Source organism: Nocardia sp. NPDC058497 (genome assembly GCF_042720195.1).
In the GTDB taxonomy this organism is placed as follows: domain Bacteria; phylum Actinomycetota; class Actinomycetes; order Mycobacteriales; family Mycobacteriaceae; genus Nocardia.
In genome coordinates this window covers 1-14,273 of sequence record NZ_JBHXMY010000097.1, presented here as the reverse complement: position 1 = coordinate 14,273, position 14,273 = coordinate 1, and the positions used below count along the sequence as shown (strand labels likewise).

The 14,273-nt window shown below is 67.3% G+C and carries 18 protein-coding genes; 10 read left to right on the top strand and 8 right to left on the bottom strand.

The features are described from left to right. Position 1: 1 nt before the first annotated feature. Positions 2-718: an exodeoxyribonuclease III gene (locus ACFWPJ_RS09805; protein ID WP_378849271.1), complete on the top strand. Its 717-nt coding sequence runs from the start codon at positions 2-4 to the stop codon at positions 716-718. 33 nt (positions 719-751) lie between these two features. On the opposite strand, the gene cutA is transcribed toward ACFWPJ_RS09805, so the two are convergent. Beyond that, complete coding sequence (cutA, locus tag ACFWPJ_RS09800; protein ID WP_378849269.1) at positions 752-1,078, bottom strand: divalent-cation tolerance protein CutA; 327 nt, start codon at positions 1,076-1,078, stop codon at positions 752-754. A 419-nt stretch (positions 1,079-1,497) separates the two neighbouring features. Between cutA and ACFWPJ_RS09795 the strand changes: the two genes are divergently transcribed. After that, entirely contained in the window at positions 1,498-2,586 is a 1,089-nt protein-coding gene (locus ACFWPJ_RS09795) for an IS630 family transposase (protein ID WP_378849267.1), read from the top strand. Here ACFWPJ_RS09795 and ACFWPJ_RS09790 read toward each other — a convergent pair. After that, a complete protein-coding gene (locus tag ACFWPJ_RS09790) occupies positions 2,565-2,879 on the bottom strand; it encodes a helix-turn-helix transcriptional regulator (protein WP_378849265.1) in 315 nt (104 codons plus the stop codon). The two genes, ACFWPJ_RS09795 and ACFWPJ_RS09790, sit on opposite strands and share 22 nt — an antisense overlap. A 738-nt stretch (positions 2,880-3,617) precedes the next feature. Between ACFWPJ_RS09790 and ACFWPJ_RS09785 the strand changes: the two genes are divergently transcribed. From ACFWPJ_RS09785 to ACFWPJ_RS09775, 3 genes are all read left to right on the top strand, one after another. Then, complete coding sequence (locus tag ACFWPJ_RS09785) at positions 3,618-4,112, top strand: ribonuclease domain-containing protein (protein ID WP_378849263.1); 495 nt, start codon at positions 3,618-3,620, stop codon at positions 4,110-4,112. Then, positions 4,112-4,600 carry a barstar family protein gene (locus ACFWPJ_RS09780; protein ID WP_378849261.1) on the top strand — a complete coding sequence of 163 codons (489 nt, stop codon included), beginning with the start codon at positions 4,112-4,114 and terminating at the stop codon, positions 4,598-4,600. Before ACFWPJ_RS09785 ends, ACFWPJ_RS09780 begins: the two co-directional genes overlap by 1 nt. Positions 4,601-4,791: 191 nt before the next feature. Further along, on the top strand, positions 4,792-5,031 hold the full coding sequence (locus ACFWPJ_RS09775) for a hypothetical protein (RefSeq protein ID WP_378849259.1): 240 nt from the start codon (positions 4,792-4,794) through the stop codon (positions 5,029-5,031). A gap of 92 nt (positions 5,032-5,123) precedes the next feature. On the opposite strand, the gene ACFWPJ_RS09770 is transcribed toward ACFWPJ_RS09775, so the two are convergent. Beyond that, on the bottom strand, positions 5,124-5,762 hold the full coding sequence (locus ACFWPJ_RS09770; protein WP_378849257.1) for a TetR/AcrR family transcriptional regulator: 639 nt from the start codon (positions 5,760-5,762) through the stop codon (positions 5,124-5,126). 103 nt (positions 5,763-5,865) lie between these two features. Here ACFWPJ_RS09770 and ACFWPJ_RS09765 point away from each other — a divergent pair, with 103 nt between their 5' ends. Genes ACFWPJ_RS09765 through yhjD form a run of 3 tightly spaced genes read left to right on the top strand, consistent with a single transcriptional unit; the run spans position 5,866 to position 8,928 of the window. Further along, entirely contained in the window at positions 5,866-6,810 is a 945-nt protein-coding gene (locus ACFWPJ_RS09765; protein WP_378849255.1) for an oxygenase MpaB family protein, read from the top strand. 22 nt (positions 6,811-6,832) lie between these two features. After that, entirely contained in the window at positions 6,833-7,864 is a 1,032-nt protein-coding gene (gene trpS / locus ACFWPJ_RS09760; protein WP_378849253.1) for a tryptophan--tRNA ligase, read from the top strand. A gap of 41 nt (positions 7,865-7,905) precedes the next feature. Then, entirely contained in the window at positions 7,906-8,928 is a 1,023-nt protein-coding gene (gene yhjD / locus ACFWPJ_RS09755) for an inner membrane protein YhjD (protein ID WP_378849251.1), read from the top strand. A 1-nt stretch (position 8,929) separates the two neighbouring features. Here yhjD and ACFWPJ_RS09750 read toward each other — a convergent pair whose 3' ends face one another. The 4 genes from ACFWPJ_RS09750 to ACFWPJ_RS09735 all read right to left on the bottom strand — a co-directional run bounded on the left by ACFWPJ_RS09750 (position 8,930) and on the right by ACFWPJ_RS09735 (position 12,093). After that, positions 8,930-10,240, bottom strand: a complete 1,311-nt coding sequence (locus ACFWPJ_RS09750; RefSeq protein WP_378849249.1) for a D-alanyl-D-alanine carboxypeptidase family protein — start codon at positions 10,238-10,240, stop codon at positions 8,930-8,932. Between the two features lie 110 nt (positions 10,241-10,350). After that, entirely contained in the window at positions 10,351-10,482 is a 132-nt protein-coding gene (locus ACFWPJ_RS09745) for a hypothetical protein (protein WP_378849248.1), read from the bottom strand. Beyond that, positions 10,470-11,042: a SnoaL-like polyketide cyclase gene (locus ACFWPJ_RS09740; protein ID WP_378849246.1), complete on the bottom strand. Its 573-nt coding sequence runs from the start codon at positions 11,040-11,042 to the stop codon at positions 10,470-10,472. Before ACFWPJ_RS09740 ends, ACFWPJ_RS09745 begins: the two co-directional genes overlap by 13 nt. Positions 11,043-11,196: 154 nt before the next feature. Next, positions 11,197-12,093: a phenylalanine 4-monooxygenase gene (locus tag ACFWPJ_RS09735; RefSeq protein ID WP_378849244.1), complete on the bottom strand. Its 897-nt coding sequence runs from the start codon at positions 12,091-12,093 to the stop codon at positions 11,197-11,199. A 258-nt stretch (positions 12,094-12,351) separates the two neighbouring features. On the opposite strand from ACFWPJ_RS09735, the gene ACFWPJ_RS09730 reads away from it, so the two are divergent. After that, complete coding sequence (locus ACFWPJ_RS09730) at positions 12,352-12,570, top strand: type II toxin-antitoxin system VapB family antitoxin (RefSeq protein WP_378849243.1); 219 nt, start codon at positions 12,352-12,354, stop codon at positions 12,568-12,570. 66 nt (positions 12,571-12,636) lie between these two features. Further along, complete coding sequence (locus tag ACFWPJ_RS09725; RefSeq protein ID WP_378849241.1) at positions 12,637-13,305, top strand: RadC family protein; 669 nt, start codon at positions 12,637-12,639, stop codon at positions 13,303-13,305. Between the two features lie 3 nt (positions 13,306-13,308). Here the strand turns inward: ACFWPJ_RS09725 and ACFWPJ_RS09720 are convergent. Then, on the bottom strand, positions 13,309-14,273 hold a 965-nt coding region (locus tag ACFWPJ_RS09720), incomplete at its 5' end, for a hypothetical protein (protein ID WP_378849240.1).

The window sequence follows — 14,273 nt, the reverse complement described above, 5'->3', positions numbered from 1 at the left end:
GTTGTCGTGGCTGGACGCGACCGAAGCCGACATCGTGTGCCTGCAGGAGACCAGGGCGACCGATACGCAGGTCGCCACCGCGCTGGCGCCCGCGCTCGACGCTGGGTGGGTGCTCTCGCACGCGGAACCGGAGTCGAAGGGGCGGGCAGGGGTCGGGATTCTGTCGCGGCGCGCGCCCGACGCGGTGCGGATCGGGTTCGGGAGCAGCGAGTTCGCTGCCTCGGGGCGCTACCTCGAGGCCGACTTCGGTGAGGTCACCGTGGCCAGTGTGTACGTGCACTCGGGCGAGGAGAACACCCCGAAGCAGGACGAGAAGTACCGGTTCATGGCCGAGCTGGGCGCCTATCTGAAGACGCGCACCGGCGAGTTCGTGGTGAGCGGCGACTGGAATATCGCCCCCGCCGAAGTCGACCTCAAGAACTGGAAGGGCAACCAGAAGTCGGCCGGCTTCCTCCCCGAGGAACGCGCCTGGATCGCCGAACTCCTGGCCGCGGGCTACGTCGACGTGGTGCGCGCCCTGCACCCCGACATCGCGGGCCCCTACAGCTGGTGGTCCTACCGCGGCCGAGCCTTCGACAACGACTCCGGGTGGAGGATCGATTATCAGCTCGCCTTGGGCGAGCTGACCACCCGCGCCAAGCAAGCCGTCGTCGAACGCGCCGACGCCTACGACCAGCGCTGGTCCGACCACGCTCCCGTGACGGTGCAGTACCGGTGAGCACGCAGCTTGCCCGGCTCCGGTTTGCCCTGATCAACCAATGGTCTGTTCGACCACCCAATCTGCATACCCCGGGTGTGCGCCGGTAAGCGGCACGGCCAACACCTGGGGAGTGTCGTACGGGTGTTCGTCGTCCGCTCGACGGATAATCGCGTCGACCAGTGATGCACGGGTGTGGATCAACACCAACGCTTCGGCGTCGTCCTGGACTTCACCGTTCCACGAGTAGATCGACCGCACCGCCGGGACGATGTTCCCGCACGCGGCCAGCCGGTCTGCCACCAGACGTCGAGTGAACTCGGCTAGCCACTCTGCGGTTTCAGCGGTAATCGTGACGGTGACTAGAGACTCTTCGGCCATGCGGTCAAGTTTCCATCAGTAGCCCTGAGTAGGTCTATCAACGGTTCGGCGAGCCGCTTGTGCCGAACGATCGCGCCCCATCCACGAATCACGAGCCCGGCAGCGGATTGGCCCACCCACGAACCGGCCAGCGCGAGCCCTTGCGGATGCAGCGCGAAGTACAACGATCCTTTGGACCTCACCGCGCCCTCGGTCGCGACGTACCAGCCCATCAGAGATTCGTTGTCCCACAGGCGAAGTTCGCCACGCCATGTGTACGAACCCTCGTCTACTGGGCGGGCGCGGGCTCCGTCCAGCTCGAGGAACGAACCGTCTTGCACCATCCCTAGTGCCTCGTCCAGGAAGGTTGCCTCGGTAACCGGGTGTCGAGTTGATCGCGCGCCTGCGACCGGTGATGCTCCCCGGTGGAGGTGATGCCGGTGGCCAGGAAGCCGGAAGTGTTTGTGCGAGAGGTGACCCCGGACGAGGGCCGCCGGTTGCAGAAGATCACGAAAACAAGCAAACAACCGATCAGGATGCGGCGTGCGATCGTGGTGATGGCCTCGGCCCAACGCCAGCCGGTCCCCGCGATCGCCCGGTTGATGCAGGTCAGCGAAGCCTATGTGCGGCAAGTGATCCACGACTTCAACGAACGGGGGTTCGAGGCGCTGGACCCAAAATGGAGCGCGGGCAGATCGAAGAAGGTGGACCGGGCAACGCGTGAACGCATCGCCTGTATCGCCCGGTGCTGCCCGCGCGACCTCGGCTGGCCGTTCTCGGTATGGAGCCTGTCGAAACTACGAGAAGTGCTGGCCACCAACAAGATCGCTGCCATCAGCCGGGAAACACTGCGCAAGATCTTGAAAGCCGAGGGTGTGTCGTGGCAGGCGGTCAAGACCTGGAAAGCCGGCACTGATCCCGAGTTCGCCACCAAGATGAACCGCATCCTCGACCTCTACGACCAGCGACCGGCCGACGGGCGAGTGGTCTGTGTCGATGAGTTCGGGCCGTTGAACCTGCAACCCCGCGCTGGTCGCGGCTGGTTCCCGCAGCGCAAGCCCAGACGGTTGCGGGCGACCTACCGCCGCACTCAGGGTGTTCGACACCTGCTCGGTGCACTGGATCTGGCTACCGGGAAGATCCACTACCGGATCCGTGACCGTAAGCGGTGGCAGGAGTTTCTCGGGTTGCTGAAGTCGCTGCGAGCCCGCTGGCCCGACGACAAGCTTTACGTCATCGCCGACAACTTCTCCCCGCACAAGCGGGCCGAGGTCCGGGACTGGGCCGCGGCTCATGACGTGGAGTTGGTGTTCTTGCCGACGTATTCGTCGTGGTTGAACTGGATCGAGTCCGAATTCGCGGCGCTGCGCTACTTCGCGTTGAACGGCACCGATCACCGCAGCCACGGCGAGCAGGACGCCGCGATCGGCGCCTACATCCGCTGGCACAACCAGCACGCCCGTCCCAAACGAGACTTCGCCGTCAACTCCAAGATCCGGCGACCGGATTACCTACCGAAGGTTGCTTGACGAGGCACTAGTTCGTGTAGGTCTACCCGCTCGCCGGTGTCTCCCCATGTCTGCCAAGCGGCCCACCAATCGCCAGACAGGTCGAGCGTGCGGGATGCGCGCCCGGCTAGTTCGTTGACGGAGACACCGAGGACATCGGCAAGCTTGGTGCCGGTGATGAGGTCCGGCGTCAGCTCGCCGGACTCGTATCTGCTGATCGTTTTCTGATCCACCCCAACAAGCCGCCCGAGAGCGGCTTGGGACATGTCCAGCTGCTTCCGGCGACGCCGGATCACATCGCCTGTCGTGTTCATGGTTCCAGCGTATTTCAGGCGCATATGTCTAGCGTAGGCGGTTTCGCCTCACGCGGAGCAGAATTGCTGACAGCACCCCGGCGCACGGTGGAGGGCCCTGAGCGTCGGGTGTGCAGCCATCGGCCGAGCACCAGGAGGGGAAAGTGACACTGCCTAAACGGATACCGGATACCAAGCGGCCATATCAGGTGGAGGTTGCCCCGCCGACAATCATTCGTCGACTGTTGGCAGCGCTCGACAAGTGGGAGCCGAAGCGGGGCACCAGGTGAGCGACGCGGTACAGCAACGGTTGGATGCGCTCGCGGAGCGTGCCGTTCTTCGGTCGTTGTCGGTTCGGCGTGCCCCCGAACCGCCATACGGGTGGGAGCTGAGTTCGCCATACCGGGTTGTGTGTCGCGGTTCTCTCGACAACTTGGATGCGTGGTTGACCGCCGCGGAGGCAAGCGACGTTCACGCCAGCGCGCCGCCGGCTATCGGCTTCAGTGCGGACTACTGAAGGCCCTCGGGGCTAGTCGTCGCGTTCGCTCGTGTCGGCCCCAGCTTCCGCCATCTACGGGTGGTCATGACGTTGCGTCCGTGCTCGAGCTGGCGCGTTGGTGACGTAGATTCGTCTGTCATGACTGATAGCCGCGCTACCAGCAGGGAGCTGCCTGACCGTGCCAAGCAGGCTGTGGTCGGACCTGTCGATGCCTACGACCAGCGGTCGTCCGACCACGCTCCCTTGACTGTGCAGTGCGGGTGAATCTCTCGCGTAAAACGCTCGGACTGCTCGGCGGACTGCTGCTCATCGTCCTCGCGGTGGGGTTCACCCTGTTCACCGGACGTGGCGGCAACGACACCATGACGGCGACCACCACGCGTGCGGTCGCCGGGGTCACCACCACCAAGGCCGCGCCTAAGCCGGGGCCGCCCGCCGGGAATGCCAGCGCGGCGCCGGTCACCAAGGTGGCGGGGGTGCCCGATCGCGCGTATACGACCCTCGTCGAGATCGATGCGGGGCGCTGGCCGGATTCGGCGAACGCGCCGGGTACCAAGGGGGGTGAGCAGTGGATGAACCGGGGAACCAAACTGCCACCGAAGGATTCGGCGGGCAAGCCGGTGAAGTACCAGGAGTGGGACGTCAACCCCAAGCAGCGCAACAGGGGCCGGGATGCCGAACGCATCGTCACCGGCGGTGACGGCTCGGCCTGGTACACCGGCGACCACTACGAGACCTTTACGAGGATGCGCTGATGACGTCGCGAATGCCGCTGTCGCAGTTCCTTGCTCGTCCCACCGCCGCCGCGCCGACCGCACCCCGGCCGGTGTTCGGCGCGCTGGCGGTCGATGCCCCCCAGTTCAGCGGCGTGCGCTACGATGCGCCCGCCGACTACCGGGTGCGCGAGCTGCGTGGCCCGAAGATGCGCACCGTCGCCGCGCTCTTCGACGAGTTCGCCGCGGCCTTCCAGTTCCCGTACTACTTCGGTGCGAACAAGGACGCCTTCGACGAGTGCCTGCGCGATCTGGACGATTTCGTCGGTGATGCTCCCGGCTATGTCGCGGTGATCCGCACCTCCGCCGAAGTGCTCGCCGAGCAGCCCACCGAGCGCGACTGGTTCGCCAGCGCGGTGCGTGACTGCGCCGGGTACTGGGCCCGCCGCGACGTGGTGTTCCGGGTGGTGCTGCAGGGCGAACCGGACGCGTTCGGCGCCGTCGCCCTGATCGACCGGCCGGTTCCATGAGGCTGCCGATGTCCGGCTCGCGCGGCTGGGGCCGGTCGCAGGCACGTCGAGGTTCGGCGGACCGGAACTCTGCGCAGATAGTCGGCGGTAGGGGCGCTGCCCTGGGAATTGACGTCTGTCCCAGCCTGTTCAGGCCCCCTAACGTCCTCCCCGACGAGGTCACCCGAGACCGCGTCGTTGAGGAGATCACAATGAAGCGAGTACTGGTGAGCGCGAGCGTTCTCACTGCGATCATGGCCGCGGCCACCGGCATGGCGGCGGCTCACGCTGGTCCGGCGACCTACGACCAGCAGACGAACGTGCGGCTGATCGCGGAACCGTCTGCCGGGTCCAGCGAGATCCTGGACGGAGTCCTGCGTGACATCATCGAGATCGGCGCAGGTTCCTCCTCGAAGTGCGAGGGCATGCCGCCCGGTCACTGTGCGCCGTAATCGGTGACCACGCGGGCGTAGTTTCCGCTGCCACCCGCTCCCGGCCCAGCCCTAGCAGGTCGCGCTGGTCGGCCCGCGGTGCCGGCTGTCGGTCAGCGGTAGCGGCCCGCGAGGTCGTCGCCGAGGAGCACGAATACCTCGGTGACCTGGTCGATCAGTTCCTCGCGGGTGAGGTCGAGGTCGCCGGCCAGCCAGGTCGTCAGGGTCTGGGTCAGTCCGCCGATGAGATAGATCGCGCGGAAGTCGACCAGGTTCTGCGGGACCTCGACCCCATAGAAACCGGTGCCTTCCGCGGCGACCAGCCGGGCGAAGGCCCGCACCGTGCGGGCGGTGCGCGCCCGCAACTCCGGGGTCGCCATGCCCGCGATCAGCGCCGCCTGTGCCTTGCGCGGATCGTCGGTGAGCACCGAGATGCCCGCGTCGATCGCGGCATGCGACTGGGACCGGCTGTCGGGGGGCGCGGTGGTCAACGCCGCCACGATCGCGCCGGTCAGTTCCTCGGCGATGCGGTCGAGCAGGGCCTCCAGCACGCTTTCGCGATGCTCGAAATTCTCGTAGTAGTAGCGCTCGTTGAGACCGGCGCGGGCGCACAGCCCGGCGACGGTGAGCTTGGCCTGCCCCTCTTCGGCGACGATATCGAGCGCCGCGTCCAGCAGGGCGGTACGGCGCTGGGCCCGTCGCTGTTGCGCCGAGACGCCACCGTATGTCCGTTGTGCTGTCACAGCATCCATTCTGCGTGCCGCCCTCCGCCGGTGAATTTCTGGTAGAGACTCTTGCCAGATTACCGAATCTGGTGGATTCTATTGCCAGATGCACTCGACGAGGAGGCGCAGCATGGCCGCACGGCAGGGCGAACCCGGATATTTCGCCGACGATTCGATGATCCGACGGGTGATGAGCAAGCGGGCGGTTGGCCTGACCTACGGCGTGCGTGCCCTGGTGATCGGCGCGGTCCATCCGCTGCTGTTCGTCGGCACCAGCGAGCACACCGCGCATCGCGCGACGCCCTACACCCGGCTGGCCGTCACCGGCGCCCTGTTCGAGGCGGTCTTCCTCGGCAGCAAGGCCGAAGCCGACCGCGCCCTGGCCTTCACCCGGCGCAAGCACGACAAGGTCGTGGGCACCCTGCCCGAGGACGCGGGCGCACACCATCCGGCGGGCACCGCCTACGCGGCCCACGATCCGCACCTGATGTTCATGACCATGGCCTTCACCTTCGACTCGGCCGAGGCGATGTACGACCGGCTGGTGCGCGAGCTCACCGCGACCGAACGCGAGGACCTCTACCAGGACTACGTCCGCTTGGGCGAGCTGTTCGGCATGCCGCGCGACGCGGCGCCCGCCGACTACCCGGCCTTCCGCCGCTACTTCGACGGCTACCTGAACTCCGCGGAACTGTTCCTCACCGACGAGGCCAACCTGGTCGGTTCCTACCTGGCGGGCCACCGCAAGGCCTACCGGCTGCGCCCGCCCGCCGAGCAGGTCGGTACTGCGCTGTATCTGCTGGTGCAGGGCAGTCTCCCGGACCGGATCCGGCGGATGTACGGCATCGAGTGGGGGATCGCCGATCAGCTCGCCTACAGCACGCTGTGCCGCAGCCTGCGCACCGCGCACGTCGCCCCGCCGCTGGCGCCCCGGGTACTGGCCGGTGCGCTCGCCGGGCCGAGCACACCCTCGTACCAGCTGCTGGCCCGCCGCGAACAGCGAATGGTCAAGGCGGGCAAGCCGAGCATGCCCGGCGTCGATCCACGCAATTGGGTGCAGCGAAATTCCGCTTGAGGTCCATGGAAAGATCAGGGGCATGTCCAGTCCTGCCCCGGCCGCGACGGCCGAACGCAAGCAGCGGGTGCTGTCGGGCATCCAGCCCACCAGCGACTCCTTCCACCTCGGCAACTACCTGGGTGCGCTGCAGTACTGGGTGACCATGCAGGACGAGTACGACGCGCTGTACTTCATCCCGGACATGCACGCGATCACCGTCAGTCAGGACCCCAAGGCGCTGCGGGCCCGCACCAAGGGCGCCGTCGCGCAGCTGCTCGCGCTCGGTGTCGACCCGGCCAAGTCCACCCTGTTCGTGCAGAGCCAGGTGCCCGAGCACGCCGAGCTGACCTGGGTCCTGAGCTGCATCACCGGTTTCGGTGAGGCCAGCCGGATGACCCAGTTCAAGGACAAGTCGGTCAAGCAGGGCGCGGAGAACGCGACCGTCGGCCTGTTCACCTACCCGGTGCTGATGGCCGCCGACATCCTGCTCTACCGCCCGCACCAGGTGCCGGTCGGCGAGGATCAGCGCCAGCATCTGGAGCTGACCCGAAACCTGGCCCAGCGCTTCAACACCCGCTTCAAGAAGACCTTCGTCGTGCCCGAGCCGCACATCGTCAAGGGCACCGCGAAGATCTTCGACCTGCAGGATCCGACCGCGAAGATGAGCAAGTCGGCCTCCACCGACGCCGGCCTGATCAACCTGCTCGACGACCCGAAGATCACCGCGAAGCGGGTCAAGTCGGCGGTCACCGACACCGAGCGCGAGATCCGCTACGACCCGGAGAACAAGGCGGGCGTGAGCAACCTGCTCGTCATCCTGAGCTCGCTCACCGAAACTCCGATCGTGACACTGGAGGAGAATTTCGAGGGCAAGGGCTACGGTGATCTCAAGGCCGACGTGGCCGACGCGCTGGTCGAATTCGTCACCCCCGTCCAGAAGAAGGTGCAGGAGTACCTGTCCGATCAGGCCGAACTGGATCGGATCCTCGCCGCGGGTGCCGAGCGGGCGCGTGAGATCGCAGGCAACACACTGGCTCAGGTGTACGACCGGGTGGGCTTCCTGGCTCGCTGACCCGATGCGCGCCTGAGGTTTTGGCTGAAGGGGCGCGTGCCATGCAGGTCGTCGACAATATCTCGGCCGCGGTCGAGAAGCAGATCGGGCGCAGGCCCTGGCTGGATCATCTGGTCAGGGCGGGCGGGCGATTCCAGCGTCAACGCGGCGACTACTACGCCGCGGGCATCACCTATTTCACTGTGCTGTCACTGTTTCCGCTGCTGATGGTGGCCTTCTCGGTGGCGGGGTTCATCCTGGCCGGACAGCCCGACCTGCTGACCCAGCTCCAGGACAGCGTCAAGGAGAACATCCCAGGTTCCTTCGGCACCCAGATCAACGACCTCATCGACCAGGCGATCCGCTCGCGCGGCACCGTCGGCCTGCTCGGTCTGGTCGTCGGTCTCTACACCGGGCTCGGCTGGATCTCGAACCTGCGCGCGGCGCTCACCGAGCAGTGGGGGGTGCAGAGCCCCGAAAGTCCTTGGTGGCGAAGCAAACTGTCGGATCTCGGCGCGCTCGTCGGCCTCGGCCTGGCGTTCGTGGTCTCGCTCGGGCTGTCCGCGATCGCCTCGAGCGGGCTCGGTGAGCAACTGCTCGCGGCGATCAATGCCGATCATCTGCCGGGTGTGTCGGTGGTACTGACGGTGGTGTCGATCGCGCTCGGCCTGCTCGCCTCGTGGGCGGTGTTCGCCTGGATGATCGCGCGGCTGCCGCGCGAGCCGGTCTCGCTGCGCAGTGCCGCGCGGGCGGCGGCGCTGGCGGCCATCGCGTTCGAGGTGTTCAAGCTTCTCGCCGCGTTCTACCTGCAGATGGTGCTGCGCAGTCCGGCGGGCGCGACATTCGGCTCGATCATCGGCCTGATGGTGTTCAGCTACATCACCTATCGGATTCTGCTGTTCGCCACCGCGTGGGCGGCGACCTCGGCCGACAACGAGCGCAGCGCCGATATCGCGCCACCGAACGCGGTGGTCATCCGGCCGCGCGTGGTGGAGCAGGGTATCTCGACCGGGGCGGGCGCGGCCTACTTCGGTGCGGGCGCGATCGCCGCGCTGGCGCTGATGGTGTTCGGCAAGCGCCGCTGAGTCAGCGCCTGTGCCGATACGCCCGGCGGATCCAGAGCAGCACCACCATGACGAACAGCGGCGCGCCGATCAGGGTGGCCACGCGCGCGGCCTGATGCGGCTGCCGGTCGGGATGGGCCTGCGAGCCGTCGGCGCGCGGCGGGGGTGAGGCCAGCGGCACGGTGGGTTGCACTGCCTCGCTGCCTGCTTCGGGCAGCTTGCCGATCCGGTCGTCGGCGTCGAGCGCGAAGCCGTAATCGAGCAGGCGGGCGGCCTGTTCCCACGGCCGGATCGGGCGCACATCGGCCTTGAGCAGGGTGACGACCAGCCGGTGCCCGTCGCGTTCGGCGGCGGCGACGAAGGTCTGCCGGGCGTCGTCGGTGAAACCGGTCTTGCCGCCGATCGCGCCCTCGTAGTTGTAGAGCAGCTGGTTGTCGTTGGCGATCGGGAAGCCGGGGTGGTCGGAGTCGTCGGGGATCGCCGGGTTGGCCGGGTAGCCGGGGAAGTCGACCTGCTCGGTGTGGATGAGCTCGGCGAACAGCGGGATGTTCATCGCCTCGCGGAACAGCACCGACAGGTCGTAGGCCGAGGTGCTCATGCCGGGGCCGTCCAGGCCGGACGGGGTCGCCGCGCGAGTGTCCAAGGCGCGCAACGACTTCGCCACGTCGTTCATCTTGGCCACGGCGGCCTTGTCGCCGCCGAGCTGGGCGGCGATGGCATGGGCGGCGTCGTTGCCCGAGCACATGATCAGCGCCTGCATGAGCTGGCGGTTGGTGTAGCGGCCCCCGGGCCCGATGCCGACCCTGGTGCCGTCGACATCGGCGTCGGCCTGCGTGCCGATGACGACCGTGTCCAGATCGAGGGTGCGCAGCGCGACGATGGCGAGCGCGACCTTGATGGTGCTGGCCGGCCGGTAGCGGCCGTGCGGGTCCTTGGCGGCGAGTACCCGGCCGGTGTCGAGGTCCGACACCATCCACGAGGTGGCCGAGATGTCGGCGGGCGCCGGGGGCGTGCCCTTGGGCAGGACGACACCGCACTCGTTCATCCGGTCACCGCCGATCGCGGGCGATGGCACCGGCAGCGCGCTCGGCGTCGGCTCGCCCGGCGCGGGCACCTCGGAGGTGTCGACCGGGGGCGGCGGCTGCGTCTTCTGCGGGCAGCTGTCGGTGTTCGGGGTGGTGAACGGGGGTGTGGTCGTCGTGCCCGAGCCGCTGTTCGGCAGTGCGTCGGTCGGCGGCACGGCGGTGGCGGTGGGAGCACAGGCCATGACCGCGGTGATCGCGGCGGCGCCGAGGGTACAGGCGGCGCGCACGCCGAGTTCGCGGATCTTCATCGCTTCAGAGCGTAGCGAGCCCCTGGGGCGACGGCGCGGCCACCGCCGACGATCAGGACGCGCTGCCGTTCGGTCCTGGCGGGGCACCGAACGGCAGCGATCAGGTCTGACTATTCGGCCTTGCCGTGCTGCACCGGGCAGCCGTGGGCCAGCGGGCCGAGCAGCTTGTTGTTGTCGTAGAAGTGCTCCAGCTCGAGGATGCGCAGGTCCTCGCTGACGCGGGCGATGGTCACGCCGAACATCTCGATCTGCTCGCCGGTGGGCTGGTGGCCCTGTCTCTTATACACACCCCCGCGTACTTTCCCCACTGCCGCCAGCGGAAGCTCACGGTCGGCGGGCCGGACAGCACCTCGATGACCTCCCAGAAGAAGCCGCCGGGGAACGCGGTGTGGAAGACCTTGTGCGAGGACTCGAAGGTCTCGTTCGCCGCCTCGTAGAACGGGTTGTCGCCGATCAGGATGTTGTAGCTGCCGATCCGCGCGAACTCCTCGGCGTCCTGCCACTCGCCGCCGTTGACCCGGCCGCGATACTGCTCGGCGACCACCGACAGCCAGGTGGCCGGATCGCCCTTGTGCGAGACCTCCATCTCGAAGACCTTCACCAGGTCCTCGACGATCGCCTCGAGCGAGCCGGGCGCGTGCTCGGTGCTGCGCTCGCGGGGGATCACCTCGTGGCTCAGTGCGTAGTCGGGGACGTTGCCGCGCCATTCCTCCGGCGCCGCGGCGGCGATCACCGCTTCGCGGCCCTGCAGCCACAGCGGGGCTTCCGGCTCGGGGTTCTGATCGGCTTGCGTATCCGTCACATCCACAGTCATTTTCGGTCTACCCGACCCTTTCAAAAAGCTCGAAGAACCGGTCGAAAGTAACAGCCGATCAGTCCGTCGCGCCTGCCAGATCTCAGTAGATGAGAACCGAAGAATACCGAACTGTGTTCTGTAACAACGTTTTCGAATGGCGCTATGCCACCGAAGGCGGGCGATGTCCGAGCCTGGCTGGTGTCTCGTCGTCCATGGTCGCGAAGAATTCGCCGAGCACGCCGACGATCTGATCCACCGACTCCGCGCAGAACAACACCGGCTGGTAGTGGGTGATGTCGTAGTCGATGGTGCCCATTTCGGCGACGTCGAGCGGACGTAGCCGGGCGTGGCGGAACTCGTCGATCTCGCCGTAGGACGACAGCAATCCGGCGCCGTAACAGCGGATCTCGGCACCCTCGCGGACAACGCCGAACTCGAGCGAGAACCAGAACACGTCGGCCAGGAATTTGAGCGCGGTCTGGGTCTGCAAGCGGCCGACCGCGGCGCCGACCGTCTCGTACAGCGCGGCGAAGCGCGGGCTCGCGATCTGGTTGGCGTGGCCGATGATCTCGTGGATCGCGTCGGGTTCCGGGGTGTACAGCGGCGCCGAGTGGTGGCGGATGTACTGAGTCGAGTGGAAGGTGCGCTCGGCGAAGGAGCCGAAGAAATCGCGCAGCGGAACCAGGCCCGCGGCAGGCACGTAGCTGAAGCCGGTGAGCGGCCCGAGCAGGCTGGAGACCTCGTCGAGCTGCGGGATGTGATCACGCGGCAGGGCCAGCTTCGCCGCGGCCTCGCGCACTTCGCCGCATGCGTAGATCTCGTGCTTGCGGGCCAGCTCCGCCGAGGCGATCCGCCAGACCTGCTGTTCCTCGTCGGTGTAGTCGACGTGCGGAATCGGCCCGCCCTTCGGGTAATCCAGCGCCATGGCCGCGATGGCGTTGCGCCGCGCGCGGTAGACCTCGTCGTTGACGCCGGGGTGATCGGCGCTCAGGTGCACGGTGACATCGCCATCGCGCTCGCGCGTCACCGGCGAGTACAGCTGTGCCTCGGAGAACATGCCTCCAGGCAAGCACCGCGCCGTCATGGCGACAACAACGACGCGCACAACTGTGCAAACTGCACAGTTCGGATCGTGCTCTACCGCTGATTCCGGCGATCATCAGCGTTTTCTGTGCGCTTGCTGACCGGTGATCGACGCGGCTCCGCGCGGTTGCTGTGCGTACTTGCGAACGCGGTTATTCGGTAACGACGCGGTGAATCGGCGGACGCGCGCGGGACCAATAACGCAAGATTGCGATCGGACGAAGGAGGACGATTGCGATCCCTGCGGATAGATCTCGATCAGCACCTGCTGGCCGCGGCAGCCGACATCATGGGCACAGCCGACAGCAACGCGACCGTCAACGAGGCGCTACGGCGCATCGTCGTGCACGAGCGCCAGCTTCGCAATCTGGAGCGGCTCATGGCCGATTCGATCTTCAGCGCACCACCAGCCGACGCGGTCGTCGGCGCCGAACCGGTGGCCGAAGGATAGCTGCGCCGCGAATCTGTCGGTACCTGCTGGGAACATCGTCCTCGTCGCCGATCCGCAGGAGGAACGATGTCGGTACCGATCGCGAATCTGCCCGTCACCCAGCGTCCGCGCGAGCGGCTGCTGCTACTGGGCCCGCACGCGCTCAGCGACGGTGAGTTGCTGGCGCTGTTGCTCGGACAGGGCACGCGGGGACTTTCCGTACTGGAGATGGCGGCCCAATTGCTCTGCGAATACGGCGGATTGGCCGAACTGGCCGCAGCGCGACCGGAGGAACTGGCCCGCAGAGCTGGTATCGGTCCCGCCAAAGCGGCAACGGTGATCGCTGCGTTCCACCTCGGCAACCGCTCCCGCACCACCGAATCGGTACCGCGACTGACCACCCCCGACGACATCGCCCGCGTCGCGGTACCCCTGTTCGCCGGCGCCAGAGTCGAACGCCTGCTCGTCCTCATCTGCGACACCCAGAACCGCCTGCGCCACCGCGCTTTCGTCGCCGAAGGCGCCATCGACCACGTGGCGGTCCCCGTCCGCGAAATCCTCAACACCGTCCTGCGCCACGACGGCCGAGCCTTCGCCGTCGTCCACAACCACCCCTCCGGCGACCCGACCCCAAGCCCCGACGATCGCCGCGCCAGCACCCTGCTCACCCGAGCCGCCACCACCGTAGGCCTGCGCTACCTCGACCACCTCGTCATCGCAGGCGAAACCTGGTCCACCGCACCACCTCTGGAGTGAGCGCTACTGTTCGATGTCGGCGGCGACGAGGCGGGCGAGGGTGGTGGGGTCGGGCCAGTTCCGGGCTTCGAAGCGGGTGGGTTCGAGGGTGGGGAGGGGGGTGAGGCCGAGGATTTCCACGACGGTGGGGAAGGGGACGGTGCAGAGGAGTTCGACCTCGTCGTTGTCGTCGCGGCGCAGGAAGCGGACGACATCGGTTTCGGGGAGCAGGTATTCGACGCCCTCGCCCCAGACGACCGAGGTGAAGGCGCCGTCGGTGGACTCCTCGTAGTTGACGGTGGCCGCGTAGGCGGGGTCGATGTCGAGGTCGGGCAGCTCCAGGAATTCTTCGAAGGTGTTGTTGAGGTAGTCGGTCTGGATGCTGTACTCGGTCGCGGCCAGGCCGGCGCGGGCCCGTAGCGCCAGTGGCATCGACGGGTGCTCGCCCGCCTCGTCGAACGGGACGACGGCGCCGTCCTCGTTCACGGTGTAGCCCTGCGGTGAGACCGGGCGGGCGGCGTCGCGGTACTGCTGCTCCACCATCTCGAACACCCCGACCAGCAGTTCCGGATCGTCGGGAACGACCAGCAGCGAATCGTTTTCGGCGATGAAGGCGACCGGGCGGAATTGTCCGCCCGCGTATCCGGCGAGCCAGCCGGGCACCAACAGCCACGAGGCGAAGTAGGAATCCCCGTCGTCGACGAACCGCAGGATCTGCAATTCGTCGGGCGAGCCGGGCTTCGACAGTGCCGCCAGATTGTTCCGCGCTTCGGCGAACACCTGCTCGGTGGTGACACCCCATGTCGCGGCCTGGTCGACCGAGACGAACGACCGAGTCCGCGGCAGATCGACGACGATCACCTCATCGATGAACGGGAACGCCGCCCGATGCAGCGGCCGTGGCCCGTCCTGGCCGAGCGTCACCGGCCGCAGCACCGAGAGCAGCATCGTCCGGACCGACGCCCAGTCCTGGGGCACCTCGTCCGACC

What these genes read in the sequence shown, in the direction of transcription:
- cutA (WP_378849269.1), bottom strand. Translation starts at nt 1,078, where the DNA reads ATGGCCGAAGAGTCTCTAGTCACCGTCACGATTACCGCTGAAACCGCA.
- ACFWPJ_RS09790 (WP_378849265.1), bottom strand. Translation starts at nt 2,879, where the DNA reads ATGAACACGACAGGCGATGTGATCCGGCGTCGCCGGAAGCAGCTGGAC.
- ACFWPJ_RS09780 (WP_378849261.1), top strand. Translation starts at nt 4,112, where the DNA reads ATGACGTCGCGAATGCCGCTGTCGCAGTTCCTTGCTCGTCCCACCGCC.
- ACFWPJ_RS09775 (WP_378849259.1), top strand. Translation starts at nt 4,792, where the DNA reads ATGAAGCGAGTACTGGTGAGCGCGAGCGTTCTCACTGCGATCATGGCC.
- ACFWPJ_RS09770 (WP_378849257.1), bottom strand. Translation starts at nt 5,762, where the DNA reads ATGGATGCTGTGACAGCACAACGGACATACGGTGGCGTCTCGGCGCAA.
- ACFWPJ_RS09765 (WP_378849255.1), top strand. Translation starts at nt 5,866, where the DNA reads ATGGCCGCACGGCAGGGCGAACCCGGATATTTCGCCGACGATTCGATG.
- trpS (WP_378849253.1), top strand. Translation starts at nt 6,833, where the DNA reads ATGTCCAGTCCTGCCCCGGCCGCGACGGCCGAACGCAAGCAGCGGGTG.
- yhjD (WP_378849251.1), top strand. Translation starts at nt 7,906, where the DNA reads ATGCAGGTCGTCGACAATATCTCGGCCGCGGTCGAGAAGCAGATCGGG.
- ACFWPJ_RS09750 (WP_378849249.1), bottom strand. Translation starts at nt 10,240, where the DNA reads ATGAAGATCCGCGAACTCGGCGTGCGCGCCGCCTGTACCCTCGGCGCC.
- ACFWPJ_RS09745 (WP_378849248.1), bottom strand. Translation starts at nt 10,482, where the DNA reads ATGTTCGGCGTGACCATCGCCCGCGTCAGCGAGGACCTGCGCATCCTC.
- ACFWPJ_RS09735 (WP_378849244.1), bottom strand. Translation starts at nt 12,093, where the DNA reads ATGTTCTCCGAGGCACAGCTGTACTCGCCGGTGACGCGCGAGCGCGAT.
- ACFWPJ_RS09725 (WP_378849241.1), top strand. Translation starts at nt 12,637, where the DNA reads ATGTCGGTACCGATCGCGAATCTGCCCGTCACCCAGCGTCCGCGCGAG.